General features: G+C 43.3%; 17 protein-coding genes. 2 read left to right on the top strand and 15 right to left on the bottom strand.

What is annotated here, in order from left to right:
• Window positions 1–46: 46 nt before the first annotated feature.
• The 6 genes from NYE58_RS16795 to NYE58_RS16770 all read right to left on the bottom strand — a co-directional run bounded on the left by NYE58_RS16795 (window position 47) and on the right by NYE58_RS16770 (window position 3,975).
• Entirely contained in the window at window positions 47–553 is a 507-nt protein-coding gene (locus NYE58_RS16795) for a PTS sugar transporter subunit IIA (RefSeq protein WP_076126158.1), read from the bottom strand.
• Window positions 554–575: 22 nt separating this feature from the next.
• Window positions 576–1,448: a PRD domain-containing protein gene (locus NYE58_RS16790; RefSeq protein WP_076126156.1), complete on the bottom strand. Its 873-nt coding sequence runs from the start codon at window positions 1,446–1,448 to the stop codon at window positions 576–578.
• A gap of 213 nt (window positions 1,449–1,661) precedes the next feature.
• Window positions 1,662–2,045, bottom strand: coding sequence for a DivIVA domain-containing protein (locus NYE58_RS16785; RefSeq protein WP_036686669.1), 384 nt, complete (start codon window positions 2,043–2,045; stop codon window positions 1,662–1,664).
• A 93-nt stretch (window positions 2,046–2,138) separates the two neighbouring features.
• Entirely contained in the window at window positions 2,139–2,498 is a 360-nt protein-coding gene (locus NYE58_RS16780; RefSeq protein WP_036686667.1) for a helix-turn-helix transcriptional regulator, read from the bottom strand.
• A 654-nt stretch (window positions 2,499–3,152) separates the two neighbouring features.
• A complete protein-coding gene (locus NYE58_RS16775; protein WP_341002412.1) occupies window positions 3,153–3,335 on the bottom strand; it encodes a hypothetical protein in 183 nt (60 codons plus the stop codon).
• A gap of 376 nt (window positions 3,336–3,711) precedes the next feature.
• Entirely contained in the window at window positions 3,712–3,975 is a 264-nt protein-coding gene (locus tag NYE58_RS16770; protein ID WP_256718902.1) for a GNAT family N-acetyltransferase, read from the bottom strand.
• Between the two features lie 362 nt (window positions 3,976–4,337).
• Between NYE58_RS16770 and NYE58_RS16765 the strand changes: the two genes are divergently transcribed.
• Window positions 4,338–5,213: a GNAT family N-acetyltransferase gene (locus tag NYE58_RS16765; protein ID WP_341002411.1), complete on the top strand. Its 876-nt coding sequence runs from the start codon at window positions 4,338–4,340 to the stop codon at window positions 5,211–5,213.
• 35 nt (window positions 5,214–5,248) lie between these two features.
• On the opposite strand, the gene NYE58_RS16760 is transcribed toward NYE58_RS16765, so the two are convergent.
• From NYE58_RS16760 to aroC, 7 genes are all read right to left on the bottom strand, one after another.
• Entirely contained in the window at window positions 5,249–6,187 is a 939-nt protein-coding gene (locus NYE58_RS16760; RefSeq protein ID WP_341002410.1) for a GNAT family N-acetyltransferase, read from the bottom strand.
• A 102-nt stretch (window positions 6,188–6,289) separates the two neighbouring features.
• Entirely contained in the window at window positions 6,290–6,742 is a 453-nt protein-coding gene (locus tag NYE58_RS16755) for a hypothetical protein (RefSeq protein ID WP_341002409.1), read from the bottom strand.
• 150 nt (window positions 6,743–6,892) lie between these two features.
• Window positions 6,893–7,177, bottom strand: coding sequence for a hypothetical protein (locus NYE58_RS16750; protein WP_340034434.1), 285 nt, complete (start codon window positions 7,175–7,177; stop codon window positions 6,893–6,895).
• Window positions 7,152–7,604, bottom strand: a complete 453-nt coding sequence (locus NYE58_RS16745; protein WP_341002408.1) for a hypothetical protein — start codon at window positions 7,602–7,604, stop codon at window positions 7,152–7,154. The genes NYE58_RS16750 and NYE58_RS16745 overlap by 26 nt, the downstream gene beginning before the upstream one ends.
• A gap of 322 nt (window positions 7,605–7,926) precedes the next feature.
• On the bottom strand, window positions 7,927–8,121 hold the full coding sequence (locus tag NYE58_RS16740; RefSeq protein ID WP_076275741.1) for a hypothetical protein: 195 nt from the start codon (window positions 8,119–8,121) through the stop codon (window positions 7,927–7,929).
• 33 nt (window positions 8,122–8,154) lie between these two features.
• On the bottom strand, window positions 8,155–9,012 hold the full coding sequence (locus NYE58_RS16735; protein WP_076275742.1) for an NAD-dependent epimerase/dehydratase family protein: 858 nt from the start codon (window positions 9,010–9,012) through the stop codon (window positions 8,155–8,157).
• Between the two features lie 161 nt (window positions 9,013–9,173).
• Window positions 9,174–10,229, bottom strand: a complete 1,056-nt coding sequence (gene aroC, locus NYE58_RS16730; RefSeq protein WP_076126139.1) for a chorismate synthase — start codon at window positions 10,227–10,229, stop codon at window positions 9,174–9,176.
• Between the two features lie 71 nt (window positions 10,230–10,300).
• Between aroC and NYE58_RS16725 the strand changes: the two genes are divergently transcribed.
• A complete protein-coding gene (locus NYE58_RS16725) occupies window positions 10,301–11,233 on the top strand; it encodes a LysR family transcriptional regulator (RefSeq protein ID WP_076218037.1) in 933 nt (310 codons plus the stop codon).
• An 889-nt stretch (window positions 11,234–12,122) separates the two neighbouring features.
• On the opposite strand, the gene NYE58_RS16720 is transcribed toward NYE58_RS16725, so the two are convergent.
• Window positions 12,123–12,707: a general stress protein gene (locus tag NYE58_RS16720; protein WP_076126136.1), complete on the bottom strand. Its 585-nt coding sequence runs from the start codon at window positions 12,705–12,707 to the stop codon at window positions 12,123–12,125.
• Window positions 12,708–12,805: 98 nt separating this feature from the next.
• Complete coding sequence (hrpB, locus tag NYE58_RS16715; protein ID WP_341002407.1) at window positions 12,806–15,298, bottom strand: ATP-dependent helicase HrpB; 2,493 nt, start codon at window positions 15,296–15,298, stop codon at window positions 12,806–12,808.
• Between the last annotated feature and the right edge of the window lie 46 nt (window positions 15,299–15,344).

Below are 15,344 nucleotides of genomic sequence, written 5' to 3'. Positions count from 1 at the left end.
TAAAATCATCCTTTCGGTTCAATAGTAGTAGTGCTCTATAAACCATTTACTTTGAAGCCACGGTAAGAATCAGATCCTGTCCTGCTGTAACCTGACCATAATGTCCGCTTACTTGAGGTGGATTCTCCTCTGTACTGGTCACGATTACAGGCGAAATTGTGTCACAACCTGCCGCGCGAATTACGTCCAGATCAAATTCGATTAGGGTTTGACCTGCTTTTACTTGATCTCCAGAGGTTATATGACTGACAAAACCGTTGCCCTTGAGGCTGACAGTATCGATTCCGATATGTAATAGCAATTGCATACCGGAGGAATGTTCCAGAATGACTGCATGACTCGATTTCACGATATGAGCAACCCTACCGTCAAAAGGCGCTTTCAAAATTCCTTCAGAGGGTTTTATTGCAATTCCGTTACCCATATGACCGCCAGCAAAGGTTTCATCCGGAACCTGTGCTAGTGGAACTGACTCCCCGCTGATTGGTGCCATGATTTCGATGGTATGTTCAGTATGTTTCTCTTCTTTTTTTGATTTCCATTTGGAAAACATATGCTCCACTCCTCTTAAGATGTTAATTTGATTTCACTAAGGTCTGAAATAACCGGTGCAAATGCATGGCTAGAAAACATAGTTCTTCTTCCGGAATTTCGACCTCAAGCGATCTTTGCATTACTTTACCGAGCTTTTTAGCCAGCTTGTATTCCTCTTTGTATTCTTTCTTAATATGTTTCACAAAGGGATTATCTATTAGTGATCCTTTTAAAATACGTTCCAGAGAAAAACGCAAGTGGATCATTAATCGGATATGATTCATACTGCCGTGCTCAAAAGTTATCTTTCGTTCTTGCTGAATCATGTCTAGAAGCTCATTGACAATATTAGAGGCCTTGACTAACTGACCAACCGATACATTATTGACTGCTGAATACACATGATAAGTAAGAAATCCAATCTCATCTTCGGGGATTTGCACTTGAAATTCAGCATTGATTTTCTCCGATGCCTTGTAAGCGATCTCAAATTCCTTCGGAAATGACATTTTGGTTTCTTGCAAAAACGGATTAATAATATCCATCCCGTTGCGCAGACGGTAGATGGTGAACTGTATGTGGCTCGGGAGTGCCAGATAAATCTTGTCGTTTAACTTGTCAGGAAATTGACTTTGGATATCTGCAATTATCTCATCAGTTATTTTCATTACCTTAGGATCTATATCTTCCAGCAAAACTTGATATTGGCTCCAGGCTTCGCGATCTTCTAGACGAAACAATTTCTCAATTCGAGCATCATTTCCTTCGATCACACCAGAACCCTTCACTGCAAATCCAATACCTTTGCCAATGATGACATATTCCTTCCCGTTTTTGCTTCCCTGAACCATTACAACGTTATTCCCAATTACACGCTGTACTTGAAATTGCTCGATCTCTCGCGACAAGCTCATCACTCCTCTCCCTAATTATCGTCAAATTGGAACAAAAAAAGCCAAGAATTGTCTAATGGAAATAAAGACAATTCTTGGCTCATGCCCTTAACGGTAACACGCCACTAAAATATAAATGATCATTTATGAACATATCATAATTCATGAACTGCTAACTCGTCAATGGTAAATTTAGAAATGTCAAGCGGAGCTCCCATTATCCCAAACAGCGCCTTATAAAAACTCTTCCACGCGAGGAAGCTTATCTTTAAGCTGGCGGACGTTAGTTTCAAGCCTCAGAATAACCTCTTCCAATTCTTTTGGATCAATGCCTCGGGAAACAGGAACCTGGATAACCTCTGTTTTTGTTTCTGCCTTTAATTCCCGCATTTCCAGCTGCTGCTCTTGCCATTTATCCATCAGATCAGCTATCGTCGCATAGAAACGTTCGTAATCTTTGATTACGCTGTCCAGAAATGTATCTACTTCCTCCGCATCGTAGCCACGCAGCTTCATGCTGAATTCTTTTTCATGTATGGTTAGAGCGTCTAATGTGATGCCAAGTTGACTGAACAGCTTCCGCTGTTTGTCTAACCGGCGTTTCATATGTTCATCCATCTTTTGCTACCTCCAAGTATATACTGCAATCATCCGGCAGTAACCATTATAACAGGGTGAGAGCATCCTGAAAATATTACTATAGTTGCAGTTCTAATAGTTGTCCACAACAGCTTTATTCAAAATGCCTAAGCAACGGTCAAGATCCGTCTTTACCTGCTTTTTATATAACTTTGCTTTCTCTTCTCCATCTGAGGTGAAATGGTAAAGTACGATTTCTTGAAAATCCACTTTAGGGTCATTGCCTTTCAGCTGCTTGGTTCGATATAAAATCCCTTGCTGCACCAGCTCATGCAGGGCGCGATAGATTTCACTCTGTGGAGGAGAATAACCATGGGCTTTGAAATCCCGACGTAAATCCTCCAGCATTTGATATCCGTAACCGCGGTGTTGTTCTACCATTGTTATAAGATACACTTTGATAAACGCTCGTTGAGCAATCATAAACGCCATATAAACCCTCCTCATGTTGTAAATGTTGTTGGCTAATCTTTCCTTCTATTACTCTAGTATAAGCACTATTTTCCAACTTTCACAACCTGAAATTTGATAGAGGGTTCACTTATTACGTTGTTTATAGAAATTTGGTGGGATATAGGATGATTTATGTGGATGTGAGTAGGTAGAGTTTGGTTTTTTTGTGGTTTTCTATTGTGAATTTTTCATATGATGAAATTATGGAATAAATGATTGTACATCGTTGATTTCGTAGAATGATCCTCGAAGAATTAGGTCCACATGCTTCTGCACGATACAAACTCTATCTGAACCCGCATGCTTCTGCACCCCCTTCCATTCTTTGTTTAATTTGATTCGTTTGGTTTGTTTGGATTGATCAGTTTGGATTGATCAGTTTAGTTTGATCAGTTGCTTGTTCGAGCTACTATCGGACCCAGTTGACCCTATTCGCTGCTTTTCCCCACTTTTGGTGTGCTATCGGACCCCATGGGCGCTATTGGCATAAAAAGTAACATATATAGAGCTATTCTTGTGGAATAGCTGCACTGGTGTCCGAAACTACTCTGAAAAAGCTTAATATTTGCAAATAGCGTCTTCTGGGTCCGAAAGTTTCTGCGTGAACCAAACTCTATTTAGATCGGCAAGTTTCTACGCAAACCAAACTCTACCTGGATCCACATACTTCAGCACGTTACAAACTCCATCTGAACCCACATACTTCTGCACGAAATAAACTCTATCTGAGCCCACAAACTTCTGCACGAAATAAACTCTATCTGAATCCACAGGCTTCAGCACGCTCCCCTCCCATTCTTTGTTTAGTTTGTTCAAGATTGCTCGTTCGAGTTGCTATCGGACACAGTTGACTCTATTCGATGCTTTTTCCCACTTTTGGTGTGCTATCGGACCCCATGGACGCTATTGGCATAAAAAGTAACATATATACAGCTATTCTTGGGGAATAGCTGCACTGGAGTCCGAAACTACTCTGAAAAAGCTTAATATTTGCAAATAGCGTCTTCTGGGTCCGAAAGCTTCAATAGAACATCAATTCGAACAGCAAAACGCAAAAAAGCGATCCTCCATGTATTGAAGAATCGCTTTTTAGGTAACTAATAAGTTCCACTTTGCCAAGTTCATTTTCTAAACGTCCTTCTCAGCTATAATCCCTGCGCCACTCCGCTTTCCAAGTAACCTCTCCTAAGCACTATTTCATAGCGTTTTTCTCCATAAATTCATCCTTCGTCAATCCAAACAACAGTAAGTCTAAATACTGTCCATTTGTATAAATAACTTTACGGCGCACGCCTTCTTGAACACAACCCACTTTTCTAAGCATAGCTGCTGAGGGTTCGTTACCTTCGAGCGCACATTCGTTAAATTTGTTGAGTCTAAGCTCCAAAAAAGCATACTTCAACAGGATGTTGATAGCTCTTGTCCCATACCCCTTACCTCGATGATCTCTATCCACTTGCACGCCTATACTGAACGTACCATTTTTCTCGTCTATGCTATTAAAATTTACTCCAACCACATATTAATCATTTAGATTCTCGATCTTAAACATCAGCCGCTGTGATGAGAATTCTGCAAATGTGAACAGATCTTAGTCTTATTTTCTCATCCTGCCAAAAATAATGACAGTAATCTATCTCTCTCATCTTATACCTCCGAGTCAATAATTTAGAGATTATGATAACACATCTACAGGATTATATTGGTATAGTATTTTTAAAATCAACTTTACGGTTAAAAAGCATAGTATTATATATTCATAAAATGCGAATCCCAAAATCATCTGAAATAGAGGTATATTCTATGCATGAATATCAATTGATTAGCGATTATAAACACATCGATAAATATAAGCTTAGCTTCAATTCTTTAGCCCAATCAATCTTTGGTATTGATTTTAAACCTTGGTATGAACAAGGGGGCTGGAATGACAAATATATTTGTTATTCCTTTATCGATGAAGATCACGTCATTGCGAATGCATCTATTAATAAAATGACTATTCTCATCAACAAAAAAGAATACAACGCCATCCAAATTGGGACGGTGATGACACATCCTGATTATCGTATGCAAGGCTTATCCCGAAAATTAATAGACCACATTATCGCTAAGTACGAACATGAATACGACTTCCTCTACTTATTTGCTAATGAGCGCGCTTTGGATTTTTATCCTAAATTCGGGTTTGAACGCATGCAAGAAAGCAGCTTTTCACTTAACGTTGCTCATCTTAGCAATCAGCCAACTACAAGCTACTCTGTGCGGCCTTTATCTATAGGTAACCCTGTTGATTTTAGCATGATCAAAAATTTCGCGGTCAAAAGAACACCGGTATCCTCCGCGCTTAGCGTGATAAATAATGAACATCAGCTGCTGTTTTATTTTATTCTTCCTTTTCACGATTCCTTTTATTATATTGAAGAGGCTGACGTTATTGTGATCTTTAAACATGAGGATCATCAGCTTCATATTTTTGATATTATTAGTACAACAAGTTTTGATATCAACACAGTATTGAAAAGCATTATTTCTCCGGATACTGAAGTTATACATTTTTATTTCACACCAGATTATCCAATCGATCAAGTTAAGGCAGAATTAATTTCCCAGAGTGAAGATACCTTATTTATACGTCCGCTATTAAAAGAACTCCCTCAACATTTCATGTTTCCTATTACCTCTCATGCCTAGTTAACAAAAAAAAGGCTGCCATCTGGCAGCCTTTCTTAGTCGTGCATAGGAATATACATACTCTGTATCTCTTGTACTCCAGGGACAAATCCTAGATTTAAATAAACAGACTCCGCATCATTACCTTCCATGACATATAATCTTAGGATCGGATACTTATCTTTCAGGAGATTAAGTCCTCTTTTCAACATCCTTGTAGCAATCCCTTTTCCTCTGTAAGCAGGGATTACACCAATACTGTAAACTGCTGCGTAATCATCTTGTAAACCCAAAAGACAATTCGCAATTAGCTGTCCTGATTTCTTATCATACACAAGCGTTGACGCTGTCAGTAATTCTTCATTTGTGTAATTAGGTTCTTCACTTGGGATAAAATCTTCATAAGCGAATTTTTTTCTCCTTGTTGCCTCAAGACTTCCATCGAAGCTCGCAAAGTTACATTCGGCAATCTGCTCTTCAAGAATAAATCGTTTAGCGCCCATTCCATTATCTTCGATCTGAGGACTTTCAATCCTTAACTCTTCGTTCCATTCGACCTCAAAATGATCTGTAGGACGGTGCATCCAACGGCATCTGAACTCATCAGGCCAAAACCCTGCCCGCGCAAATAATTGAACCTGGTCTGGCAGAACCTCGAAGGTTTTTATAGGTTTTGTTCTATCCGACCAATAAATCAAAAGCTTTTTTAATAGCTTCAGCACCACAAATGTATCGTTAAACGGTGGAATAACAAATAAATGATATATCCGGTTAGGCGACATCCTTACTCCACCTATTTTAGACTCGCCTTTATAAATCCAAAAAGCGTTTCTTTGGGCAGAATTGAACCTTTCTTCTTTAAAAAAACCGTTATATTGCATATTATAATAAATGGAACAATACAGTCCCCACTCTTCTGAGTCTGCCTTACGAATAGAATAATCATTATTTAAGTCATATGAAATCTCGTATTCAGACCATGCCATTAATTGCATTTACATTTCCTCCTCGCTAGTCCTATCACCTTCTGTATTCCATAGTATCACTTCTTAAAGTAAATGTTTGGTAATAAACTGTTATATTAATCTTTTGCCGATTTAAAGCAAATGCTTTTCTTTTATCTTAGAAACGGCTTGTACCCGGTTTTTAACCTCTAACTTTTGATAAGCTTGACGTGCCATCAGCATACGCGCGAGTGTGATTTGTTCGTATTCCCGGGCAACATTAGGTTTATCATTTGCACTAATATGCCTTTTCGTTAGCCATTCATCACCGCTACTTAACAGTCCTTGCGAGAACTGAATTCGAATATATGCGGCTTCCAGCAATCTTTCCCTGCCAGGAGAATGATATTGCTTAAGTTCCGCAATAGCTGTCTGCAAAACCTCCGCTGCATCTTCCACATGACCTATTGCTTTTAACATTTTAGCTTGCAAAATAACCCCTGGTACCCACATGCTCACATGCTTCGAGGAATTACAGATAACAAGCACTTTGTCCAGTTGGACATTTGCATCTTTAAGATGATTCCTTTCATAGAAAAGATCCACCAAAAATACAAAACCATGACCTTGTAACGTTTACTATAGATGCAAATTTCTCTATGCCTTCCCTGTTTTGGTCCAATAGCTCAACGAACGTATCCACGTCTCCCTGATAAAATGCAACCGAAGCACGATACAGATCCAACCGCATTTGAATTACGGCTTGCTCTTTTTCCGGAATAATAAATTCCTCTTCCATGAAAAGTTCAACCTTTGTAAGAAGCGTTTGGCATCATCTGATCGTCCAGCGACAGCCATCGAACCCGCTTGAAAATAAAATAAATCAGGGTGCACAATCATATTTTTGATCGACAACTTATCTAGTAAATCTAGCAATGTAGATTCATCGCCATCTTTGATAATTGAATTGAAAGGCCTATCCATACATGATGCAGAAAACGTATAATCCTCTGCCTCAAAAGCATGCTGGATAGCTTCCAAGACCAGCCCTTCCTGAAAAAGAGCGGAAGGCAAGAATTAAACCCGCTGCCCATCCTTCTGTTTTTTTTCCAAGCAAAAATAACTCATCTTGTGAAAGCTGCTCGCTCAAGGATTGAGATTGTAGCTCATCTATTTCGTCAAATGTAAACCTCAGATCATCGTAACTTAATTCTAGTAGTTCCTGTTGTGCTCTTAGGCGGGATAAGGCGAGTGGCGGGAGAGTTCTACTCAATATTACAAGCTTCACATTAGCCGGAAGATGTCCGATGAAAAAGCCCATACTCTCATGAATCGATTGATTCGTAATCGCATGATAATCATCCATTATAAGTGTAATAGAGCCTGGAAGAGAATGCAGATCGTTTAATAAAAGAGGAATCGCAGTTTCTACTGAACCGTCACGAACAGACTGGATAAACAAATCCAAGCGATTTAAAAAGGGGCGAAAGATTCTCTCAATTGCAGCATGCAAATTTAACCAGAACCGTACAAGATGGTTATCTGCAAGCTATGCAACCTCATCGGAATGAGTACGAGCCCATTCGGCCGCAAGTGTCGTTTTTCCAAACCCAGCTGAGGCGGCAATAAGCGTCACTTTGGCACGATTTTCATCCATGAGTTTAGACATTAATCTTATGCGCTGAACATAATAAGGAGCCTGTTTTAACCATCTATTAAGTAGTAACATAACATTCTAGCTTTCTGACATCCAATATCAAAAAAAAGACCGCCAATTGGCAGCCTTTTCTCTAATATATTCTCGAGCATAACCAAAAAGCTGAACCCACTGCGATAATGCCTGCCATAGATACAAACAGGACATACCCTTTCTTTGTTCTAGTAACGGTGTGTTTATCATAAAACTCTGGTTTTCGAACGATTCCAAACCATAGATCAGCAATTAAATTCACGACTACTAAAGAAAAATTCTTTAATTTATTCATGTCATCTCTCCTTCTACATGTTTGGATTCATCTCTAACCTTTCAAGCTCTGAGCAAAACCTGACCTCCATGACGGGTATGATGGACTCCATCCGTAATCCATTCGAGCTTTTGTATCGGACGCTCCCCGTTCCCAGCCTTCTCTGCCCATATGCAAAGGAGGTCTAGGAGCTCCCAAGATTTCAGAAAAAACAGGCACCCAATCTATTCCTCGCGCAGGTTCATTGTCCACAATATTAACTGGACCAGAAGGCCAGTTCAGAGCAAGCGCCGCCGCGTTAGCTGCATCCTCCACATGAAGGAATGACGTAACCGCTTCTGTTGCAGTCAGTCTCCCTTGTCGAATTTCTTCTGTCATTAATCCCGCAGCATCATACCAAGTCCCTTGGCCGTACAACATTCCGTACCGCAAAATCACATGATTAGGAATTTCTGCAACTGCCTTTTCAAGTGAGCGGATACCCTCAATGGTTCTCATCCGGGATTCAGAAGCATTAGTATCTAATGGAGTATTCTCCGTGGCAGGTCCCTCACCAGCTTCATAAGCCCAAGAGATACTTTGAGCAATAATCTGTTTAACCCCGCTTGTCAGTGAAGCATCGACAATATTTCGTGTTCCTTCTATTCTTATCCTTGAATTATCTGTAAAATTCCGCTGACTTAATGAAGTCAGCTGATGAATTACCACTTCAGGTTGGGCTGCTTGAATAGCCGCAAATATAGACTCACGCTCATACACATCCGCGATTACCGCTTGTGCCCCTATGCTCTCAAGGATTGTTTTGTTTTCTTCTTTATGGGTCAGACCGATAACCTCATGCCCCGCTTGTAGTAACTTAGGAAGCAATGACCGTCCAATCACACCAGCAGCACCTGCAACAAAGATTCTCATCTATTCCCTCCTTTTCGCTGTACTGTATCTTATGGCATAGCTAGAGACAAAGCATAATTTGAATGATTATCCATATGATACCACATATGCAAAAAAGACTGCACCTCACAGTCTATTGCTAAGAGGTGCAGTCTTTGATTTGTTTCATTTTATAAAGTGGTTCATCCAAAAATAGCAGCTTGTCTTTTATAAAGATCTTCCAATACTAAGCAAGCCATTGCTTCAACAACCGGCACGATTCTCGGACAGATACATGGATCATGTCTGCCCTCCGTTTTAATCTCAACTTCTTCACCATTCGTGTTTATGGTCTGTTGAGTAACAGAAATCGAGGATGTAGGCTTTACACTTATTCGAAAAATAATCTCTTCTCCTGTGCTGATTCCGCCTATAATCCCGCCGGAATGGTTACTAAGAAATCCATCCTTATTCATCGCGTCATTATGTTCACTTCCAAGCATAGAGGCCGCTTCGAATCCAGCTCCAAACTCTATTCCTTTTACAGCACCAATAGATAACATCGCTTTAGCTAACTCTGCATCCAATTTATCAAATACGGGTTCTCCAAGACCCGGAATAACCCCTCTAATCCGACACTCCACGATACCTCCGCAGCTGTCTCCAATCGAAGCTAAGTGTTCAATTTTTTTAATCATTTCAGCTCCAGCCTTAGCATCACAGGCGCGGACTGCATTTTGTTCAATAACATCTTCATCAAAGGTTTGACACTTAATCCCTCCGACCTCTTGCGTGTAGGCTAGTACCTCAACCCCTCTTCTTTCGAGCAGTTTCCGAGCGATCGCTCCGCCAGCTACTCTTGCCGCTGTTTCCCTGCCTGATGCCCGTCCACTGCCTCTATGATCGCGAATTCCGTATTTCTGCAAAAAAGTATAATCCGCATGGCCGGGTCTAAATGAATGCTGAATATCGTTATAGGCCTCCGGTTTCATATCTTTGTTGTACAGAACTACAAAGAGTGGAGTTCCGGTTGTTTTCCCTTCGAATATTCCTGATTGTATTTGCACCACATCATATTCCTTACGCGGTGAAGTTACAGAGGACTGGCCTGGTTTCCTTCTATCCATCTGTTTCTGAATATATGCTTCATCAATTTCAACATTAGGTGTAACTCCATCCACTATGACCCCAACCGCTGCACCATGTGACTCTCCAAAGGTAGTAATCTTAAATACTTCTCCAAATGTGTTACCTGCCATAATATTCAAACCTCCATTGCCGACTCTTTTATTATTTATATATCCAAATTATAATAAGATTGTTGCGATTAATGAAATCACATTTTCAACAGACTGTCATAGAGGTGATCTATATCAAATTCTTTAACCTTGAATGGTATCGTATTTTTTTATATACGGCTCGTTACAAAAATCTAACAAAGGCTGCAAATGAATTGCATATTACACAGCCATCCGTAAGTTATGCCATTAAACAAATGGAGGATTCTTTAGGCCTCAAATTATTTCATCGTTTATCTAAAGGTGTAGAGCTAACCGAGGAAGGACGGGCGTTATTGGAATATGTTGAGCCCTCTTTAGTCATGCTGGATTCTGCACAAAAGCATCTTCATAATCTAAAGCAATTAAACGAGGGAGAAGTTCGGATTGGAGCAAGTGATTCCCTTATAAAAAATCTTTTGCTGCCGCAATTGAACGCATTCCACAAACAATATCCCGGCATACGAATTCGGCTATCACACGGAAAAACGCATGAGATCACCAAACGTTTGAAAGAAGGCGAAATAGACTGTGCGCTCGTCCATATGCCTATTGACGATCCACAATTAAGTATTCAGACGCTTGCCACCCTTGAGGATTGTTTTGTAGTGGGACGAGCCTTTCAGGAACTGGCAAACCGTTCGCTTACGGCAAAAGAACTTGCAGAGTTACCTTTTATTTTATTATCCCCAGAAAGCAGCACCAGACTGTTTGTTGATCATTGGTTTGCTGGTAAACGGTTGTCCGTTAAACCAGATATAGAGCTGGGCAGCATTGATTTACTCTCTGAATTTGCAAGACTTGGTTACGGGGTAGCCTTTATTAGCCGTTCTTTTGTAATTGAGGAGATTCAAAAAGGAGAACTTTTCGAGTTGCAATTAGATGATCCCCCTCCACCCAGGAATATAGGCTTCGCAATCCATCGCGATATGAGGTTATCCGTGGCAGCTGATTCTTTCGTCCGCATGCTTCGTATCCTTGATTAAGATCGTGCTGGTAGCAGCATATAAGGACACTGCGGAACGAGGCATGTGCTTAGCAACCATAAGGTCGCTGCGGAACGGGGGGATTTCGTAGCTGCAAACCGGGAGCGTATGCTCAGTAGGATAAGGACACAGAGTCCGGGTGCGCTTACGTAGCAATACAAGGACACAGTGGAACGATGCACGTACGTAATAGTAAAAGGACTCTAGGGAACGGTGCATGTACGTCAGCAGAACGATGCCCCACCTGCAAAGGACACCGTGATCGGGCGCATACGTAGCAGTACAAAGACAGCACGTGCGTAGTAGTATTAAGGACACTGCGTAACAGCATAAGGACACTGCGTAACAGCATAAGGACACTGCGTAACAGCATAAGGACACTGCGTAACAGCATAAGGACACTGCGTAACAGCATAAGGACACTGCGTAACGGGGCACGTTCAGAGTTGCAATCCGATGCGAATACTCTGTAGCATAAGGACACCGTGACCGGGTGCGCTTACGTAGCAATACAAGGACAGCACGTGCGTAGCAGTATAAGGACACTCCGAAACGATGCAGGAACGTAGTAGCAAAGGACACAGCGGACCTTAAACGCAATATTATCCGATATTTGGAGCCCTATCGGACCCCATTGCAGCTATTGGCAAAAAAAACAGGAAATAAGAGCCTCATTCTATAGAATAGCGTCCATGGAGTCCGAAATCCTGCTGCAAAGAGCAAAAATTAGCCAATAGCGTCATCTGGGTCCGTACCCCTCAGAAGAGGATGAGCAAAGGGGATTCCGGGAGGTGCGATGGACTAAAAATACAAAAGGAGCGATTCTCCATTAAATCGGAGAATCGCTCCTTGTAACCTTTTACCGCTTTTAAAGCAGGTTATTATAATGTTATATTTTATCGCGGTTGTAGACTTCAGCCGTCCGATCCGCTCTGTTAGCCATCGAATTTCCTAGTCTAGTGTCTTCGTTATAGACGCCTTCGTAACGCTGAGTATTCAGCGAACGGTTACCGCGGAACACATCATGTGCTTGATAGCCGCGTCCATTATCATCGACTAGTACAAGGATTTTACCGCTTTCCACATAACCTTCGTACTCTTTAGCCTCATCCTCAGGAATACCGAGCCCGATCAAGCCGCCGACTAATCCACCTGCGCCTGCACCAACTGCTGCACCTGTAAGGGTTGCAACTATAGGCCCTGCCGCCAGAATCGGTCCAATCCCCGGAATCGCCAATGCTCCGATCCCTGCTAATAGTCCGGCAACGCCGCCAACTACACCACCTGTAGCAGCGCCTGTTGCTACTCCTTCTGGAGCTTTTGTGCCTGTATCCTCTGAGATGTTTCTAAGCTCATCACGATCACGTGTGATTACTGATATTTCATCATTATTAAATCCTTGATTGTGAAGTCCTTCAATTGCTCTGGTTGCTTCTTGTTCTGTGTCGAAAATACCTACGATTTTTTTAGTCACTTGAAGCCCTCCTTAGTAATTGTCTTCGCTAGTAATTACCCTTTAAACGGGAGACCAAACATCTAAGGAAAAATTTCAAGAGCATATGTAACCATAAATTATTTTACAGGACGTGTACGATTAGTCGGAATAGCCTGTAATGGGTCATCTGGCCAATAGTGCTTCGGGTACCGTCCCTTCAGATCTTTTTTGACCTCAAAATAGGTCCCCCGCCAAAAACTTGCTAGATCAGAGGTTACCTGCACAGGTCGTCTAGCTGGTGACAAAAGATGCAGCAATACTGGCAATTTTCCCCCTCCAATTCGAGGTGTGTCCAGCTGTCCAAACATCTCTTGCAATCTTACTGCCAATACCGGGGCAGCAGGATTAGTATATTCTACAGGCACACGCGAGCCACTAGGAACAGATATATGTGTAGGTGCCTCCTTTTCCAGCATCTGCCGCTGATTCCAGTCTAACATCCCCTCAAGCGCTCGCGCTAACGGTACACGCTGAAGGTCGCGGAGGTTCCTCATACCTTGCAGATATGGCAAAAGCCATTCATCCAACGTAGCAATTAAAGCAACATCTGATACATCCGGCCAATCTGAACGTAAGGTATGCATAAACATCAAACGTTCGCGAAGCTGTATGGTTCCCTTCTCCCACGGTAGGATTTCAATACCATCTGTAGCGATGACACTTAATAGTACATTTGCCATTTCTTCTGCGGAGGGTCTTTCATGTGAAGTTTCTTTTAAGACCAACGCGCCGAGCATTGTGCGACGACGTTTCTTCACACTTCCACTTTCTTTATCCCAATACACATCCGCTTCCTCGGTGATGCGGTCTGCATGATAGGAAAGCAGTTGTCCTTCTTCTATCTCAGCTGCCAGCATAATTGCGCCCTGTGTAGCGCGATCATCGATCGAAGCAGCTACGATATAAGATGACCGGGCCAGCGGTTGCCCTTCCCGCATGGCCGCCCCCCGACCGGAGGAGAGCAGAAACGCGCCATCGCCGCGTTTCTGCCCGATCCGGTCGGGATAGGCGAACGACAGAAGCAGCCCGCAGCGGCTGATGTCGTTCACGTTCTCGCCCGGCGCGGCTTGCAGCTGCGCCAGGAAATGGCGGCTCTCGCGCTGCACAGCGCGCAGAGCCGCCGGGTCCGCTCCGCCGCTATCAGCGGAGCGCTCGAACCGGAGCAGCGCCTCAACGCGGAGCGTGAGGTCGCAATCTAGGGCCGCGGGACCCTTGAAAAGGTCCCGCTCTTGCAGCAGCGCCGCCAGCCGGCAGGCGAGCGGTGCTGCGCCAAGCTCTGCCGCGCGCAGCAGCATATGCGCGGCTCGCGGGTGCGCGCCAAGCGCGGCTATGCTGTGGCCGTGCGGCGTAATAGCGCCGCCGGCGTCCAGCGCGCCGAGCTGGCGCAGCAGCGCGGTGCCCTGCGCAAAAGGCGCAGCGGGCGGCGCGTCAAGCCAAGATAGCGCGGCAGGATCGCGCACGCCCCACAGCGCCAGCTCCAAAGCGAGCTGCGCAAGGTCAGTCTGCATAATCTCCGGCACATTGTCATCCGGAAGTCGATTATGCTCCTCCTGACTCCACAGTCTGTAGCACACGCCTGGGGCTGTTCGTCCAGCACGTCCCCGCCGTTGATCCGCGGAGGCTTTCGATACCGGGACTGTCGTTAGACTTGGCATTCCTGTGCGTGGTGAGAATACCTGTGTACGGCGCTGCCCTGTGTCAATTACCGTTCGCACGCCTTCAATCGTTAGACTTGTCTCAGCGATAGAAGTCGCAAGCACTACTTTTCGTTCACCTTGAACCGATGCAGCCACGGCTGCATCTTGGATATTTTGTGGCAGCTGGCCATATAAAGGGCGAATTACCGTCTGCTCTGCCAAGCTTCCATTTTCCAACTCACTTTGAGTTCTGCGTATTTCTCTTTCCCCCGGTAAAAAGACGAGAATATCTCCGGATTGATCAGCAAGCGCACGTCTCACAGCAGCTGCAGCAGTTTTTTCCAGTGGAAGATTCCCAATAGTTGGCACATAGATTGTTTCTACAGGATAGGTTCTGCCCGGACAATTTACTACGGGCGCATCCCCTAGTAAAGCAGACACCCGCTCACTGTCCAAGGTAGCTGACATGATAAGAATCCTTAGATCCTCCCGCAGCACAGCCTGTGCTTCCAGTGTAAGGGCAAGTCCCAAATCCGCATGAAGACTGCGCTCATGGAACTCATCAAAAATAACTAAACCCACATCACCCAAAGAAGGATCGCTTTGCAGCATTCTCGTTAATACTCCTTCAGTGACTACAACAATCCGCGTATTTTTGCCTACTTTAGTGTCATTCCGCATCCGATAACCTACCGTCTGTCCAACACTTTCTCCAAGGCAGGATGCCATGTAAGTGGCGGCAGATCTAGCAGCAAGCCTTCTAGGCTCTAACATTAAAATGCTTTTACCCGCCATCCAGGGCTCGTCCAAAAACGCCGGAGGCGTTCCAGTTGTTTTGCCTGCACCCGGTTCAGCGATAAGTACAGCTGCCTGCGCAGTGTTAAGTATGTTTTTCAGGTCAGGAAGCACCTGTATAATCGGAAGCTGTTTCATTCTATCTCTCCATCGTCTATAATCATATGTTATAATTTTCCTTGAA

This window comes from Paenibacillus sp. FSL L8-0708 (genome assembly GCF_038009325.1).
GTDB classification, from domain to species: Bacteria; Bacillota; Bacilli; order Paenibacillales; family Paenibacillaceae; genus Paenibacillus_AQ; species Paenibacillus_AQ odorifer.
Note: the sequence above shows the minus strand (reverse complement) of the source record. Positions and strands in the feature narration are given on the sequence as shown.

Coding starts and splice junctions, on each gene's coding strand:
- NYE58_RS16795 (WP_076126158.1), bottom strand. CDS start 553: ATGTTTTCCAAATGGAAATCAAAAAAAGAAGAGAAACATACTGAACAT.
- NYE58_RS16790 (WP_076126156.1), bottom strand. CDS start 1,448: ATGAGCTTGTCGCGAGAGATCGAGCAATTTCAAGTACAGCGTGTAATT.
- NYE58_RS16785 (WP_036686669.1), bottom strand. CDS start 2,045: ATGGATGAACATATGAAACGCCGGTTAGACAAACAGCGGAAGCTGTTC.
- NYE58_RS16780 (WP_036686667.1), bottom strand. CDS start 2,498: ATGGCGTTTATGATTGCTCAACGAGCGTTTATCAAAGTGTATCTTATA.
- NYE58_RS16760 (WP_341002410.1), bottom strand. CDS start 6,187: ATGCAATTAATGGCATGGTCTGAATACGAGATTTCATATGACTTAAAT.
- NYE58_RS16740 (WP_076275741.1), bottom strand. CDS start 8,121: ATGAATAAATTAAAGAATTTTTCTTTAGTAGTCGTGAATTTAATTGCT.
- NYE58_RS16735 (WP_076275742.1), bottom strand. CDS start 9,012: ATGAGAATCTTTGTTGCAGGTGCTGCTGGTGTGATTGGACGGTCATTG.
- aroC (WP_076126139.1), bottom strand. CDS start 10,229: ATGGCAGGTAACACATTTGGAGAAGTATTTAAGATTACTACCTTTGGA.
- NYE58_RS16725 (WP_076218037.1), top strand. CDS start 10,301: ATGAAATCACATTTTCAACAGACTGTCATAGAGGTGATCTATATCAAA.
- hrpB (WP_341002407.1), bottom strand. CDS start 15,298: ATGAAACAGCTTCCGATTATACAGGTGCTTCCTGACCTGAAAAACATA.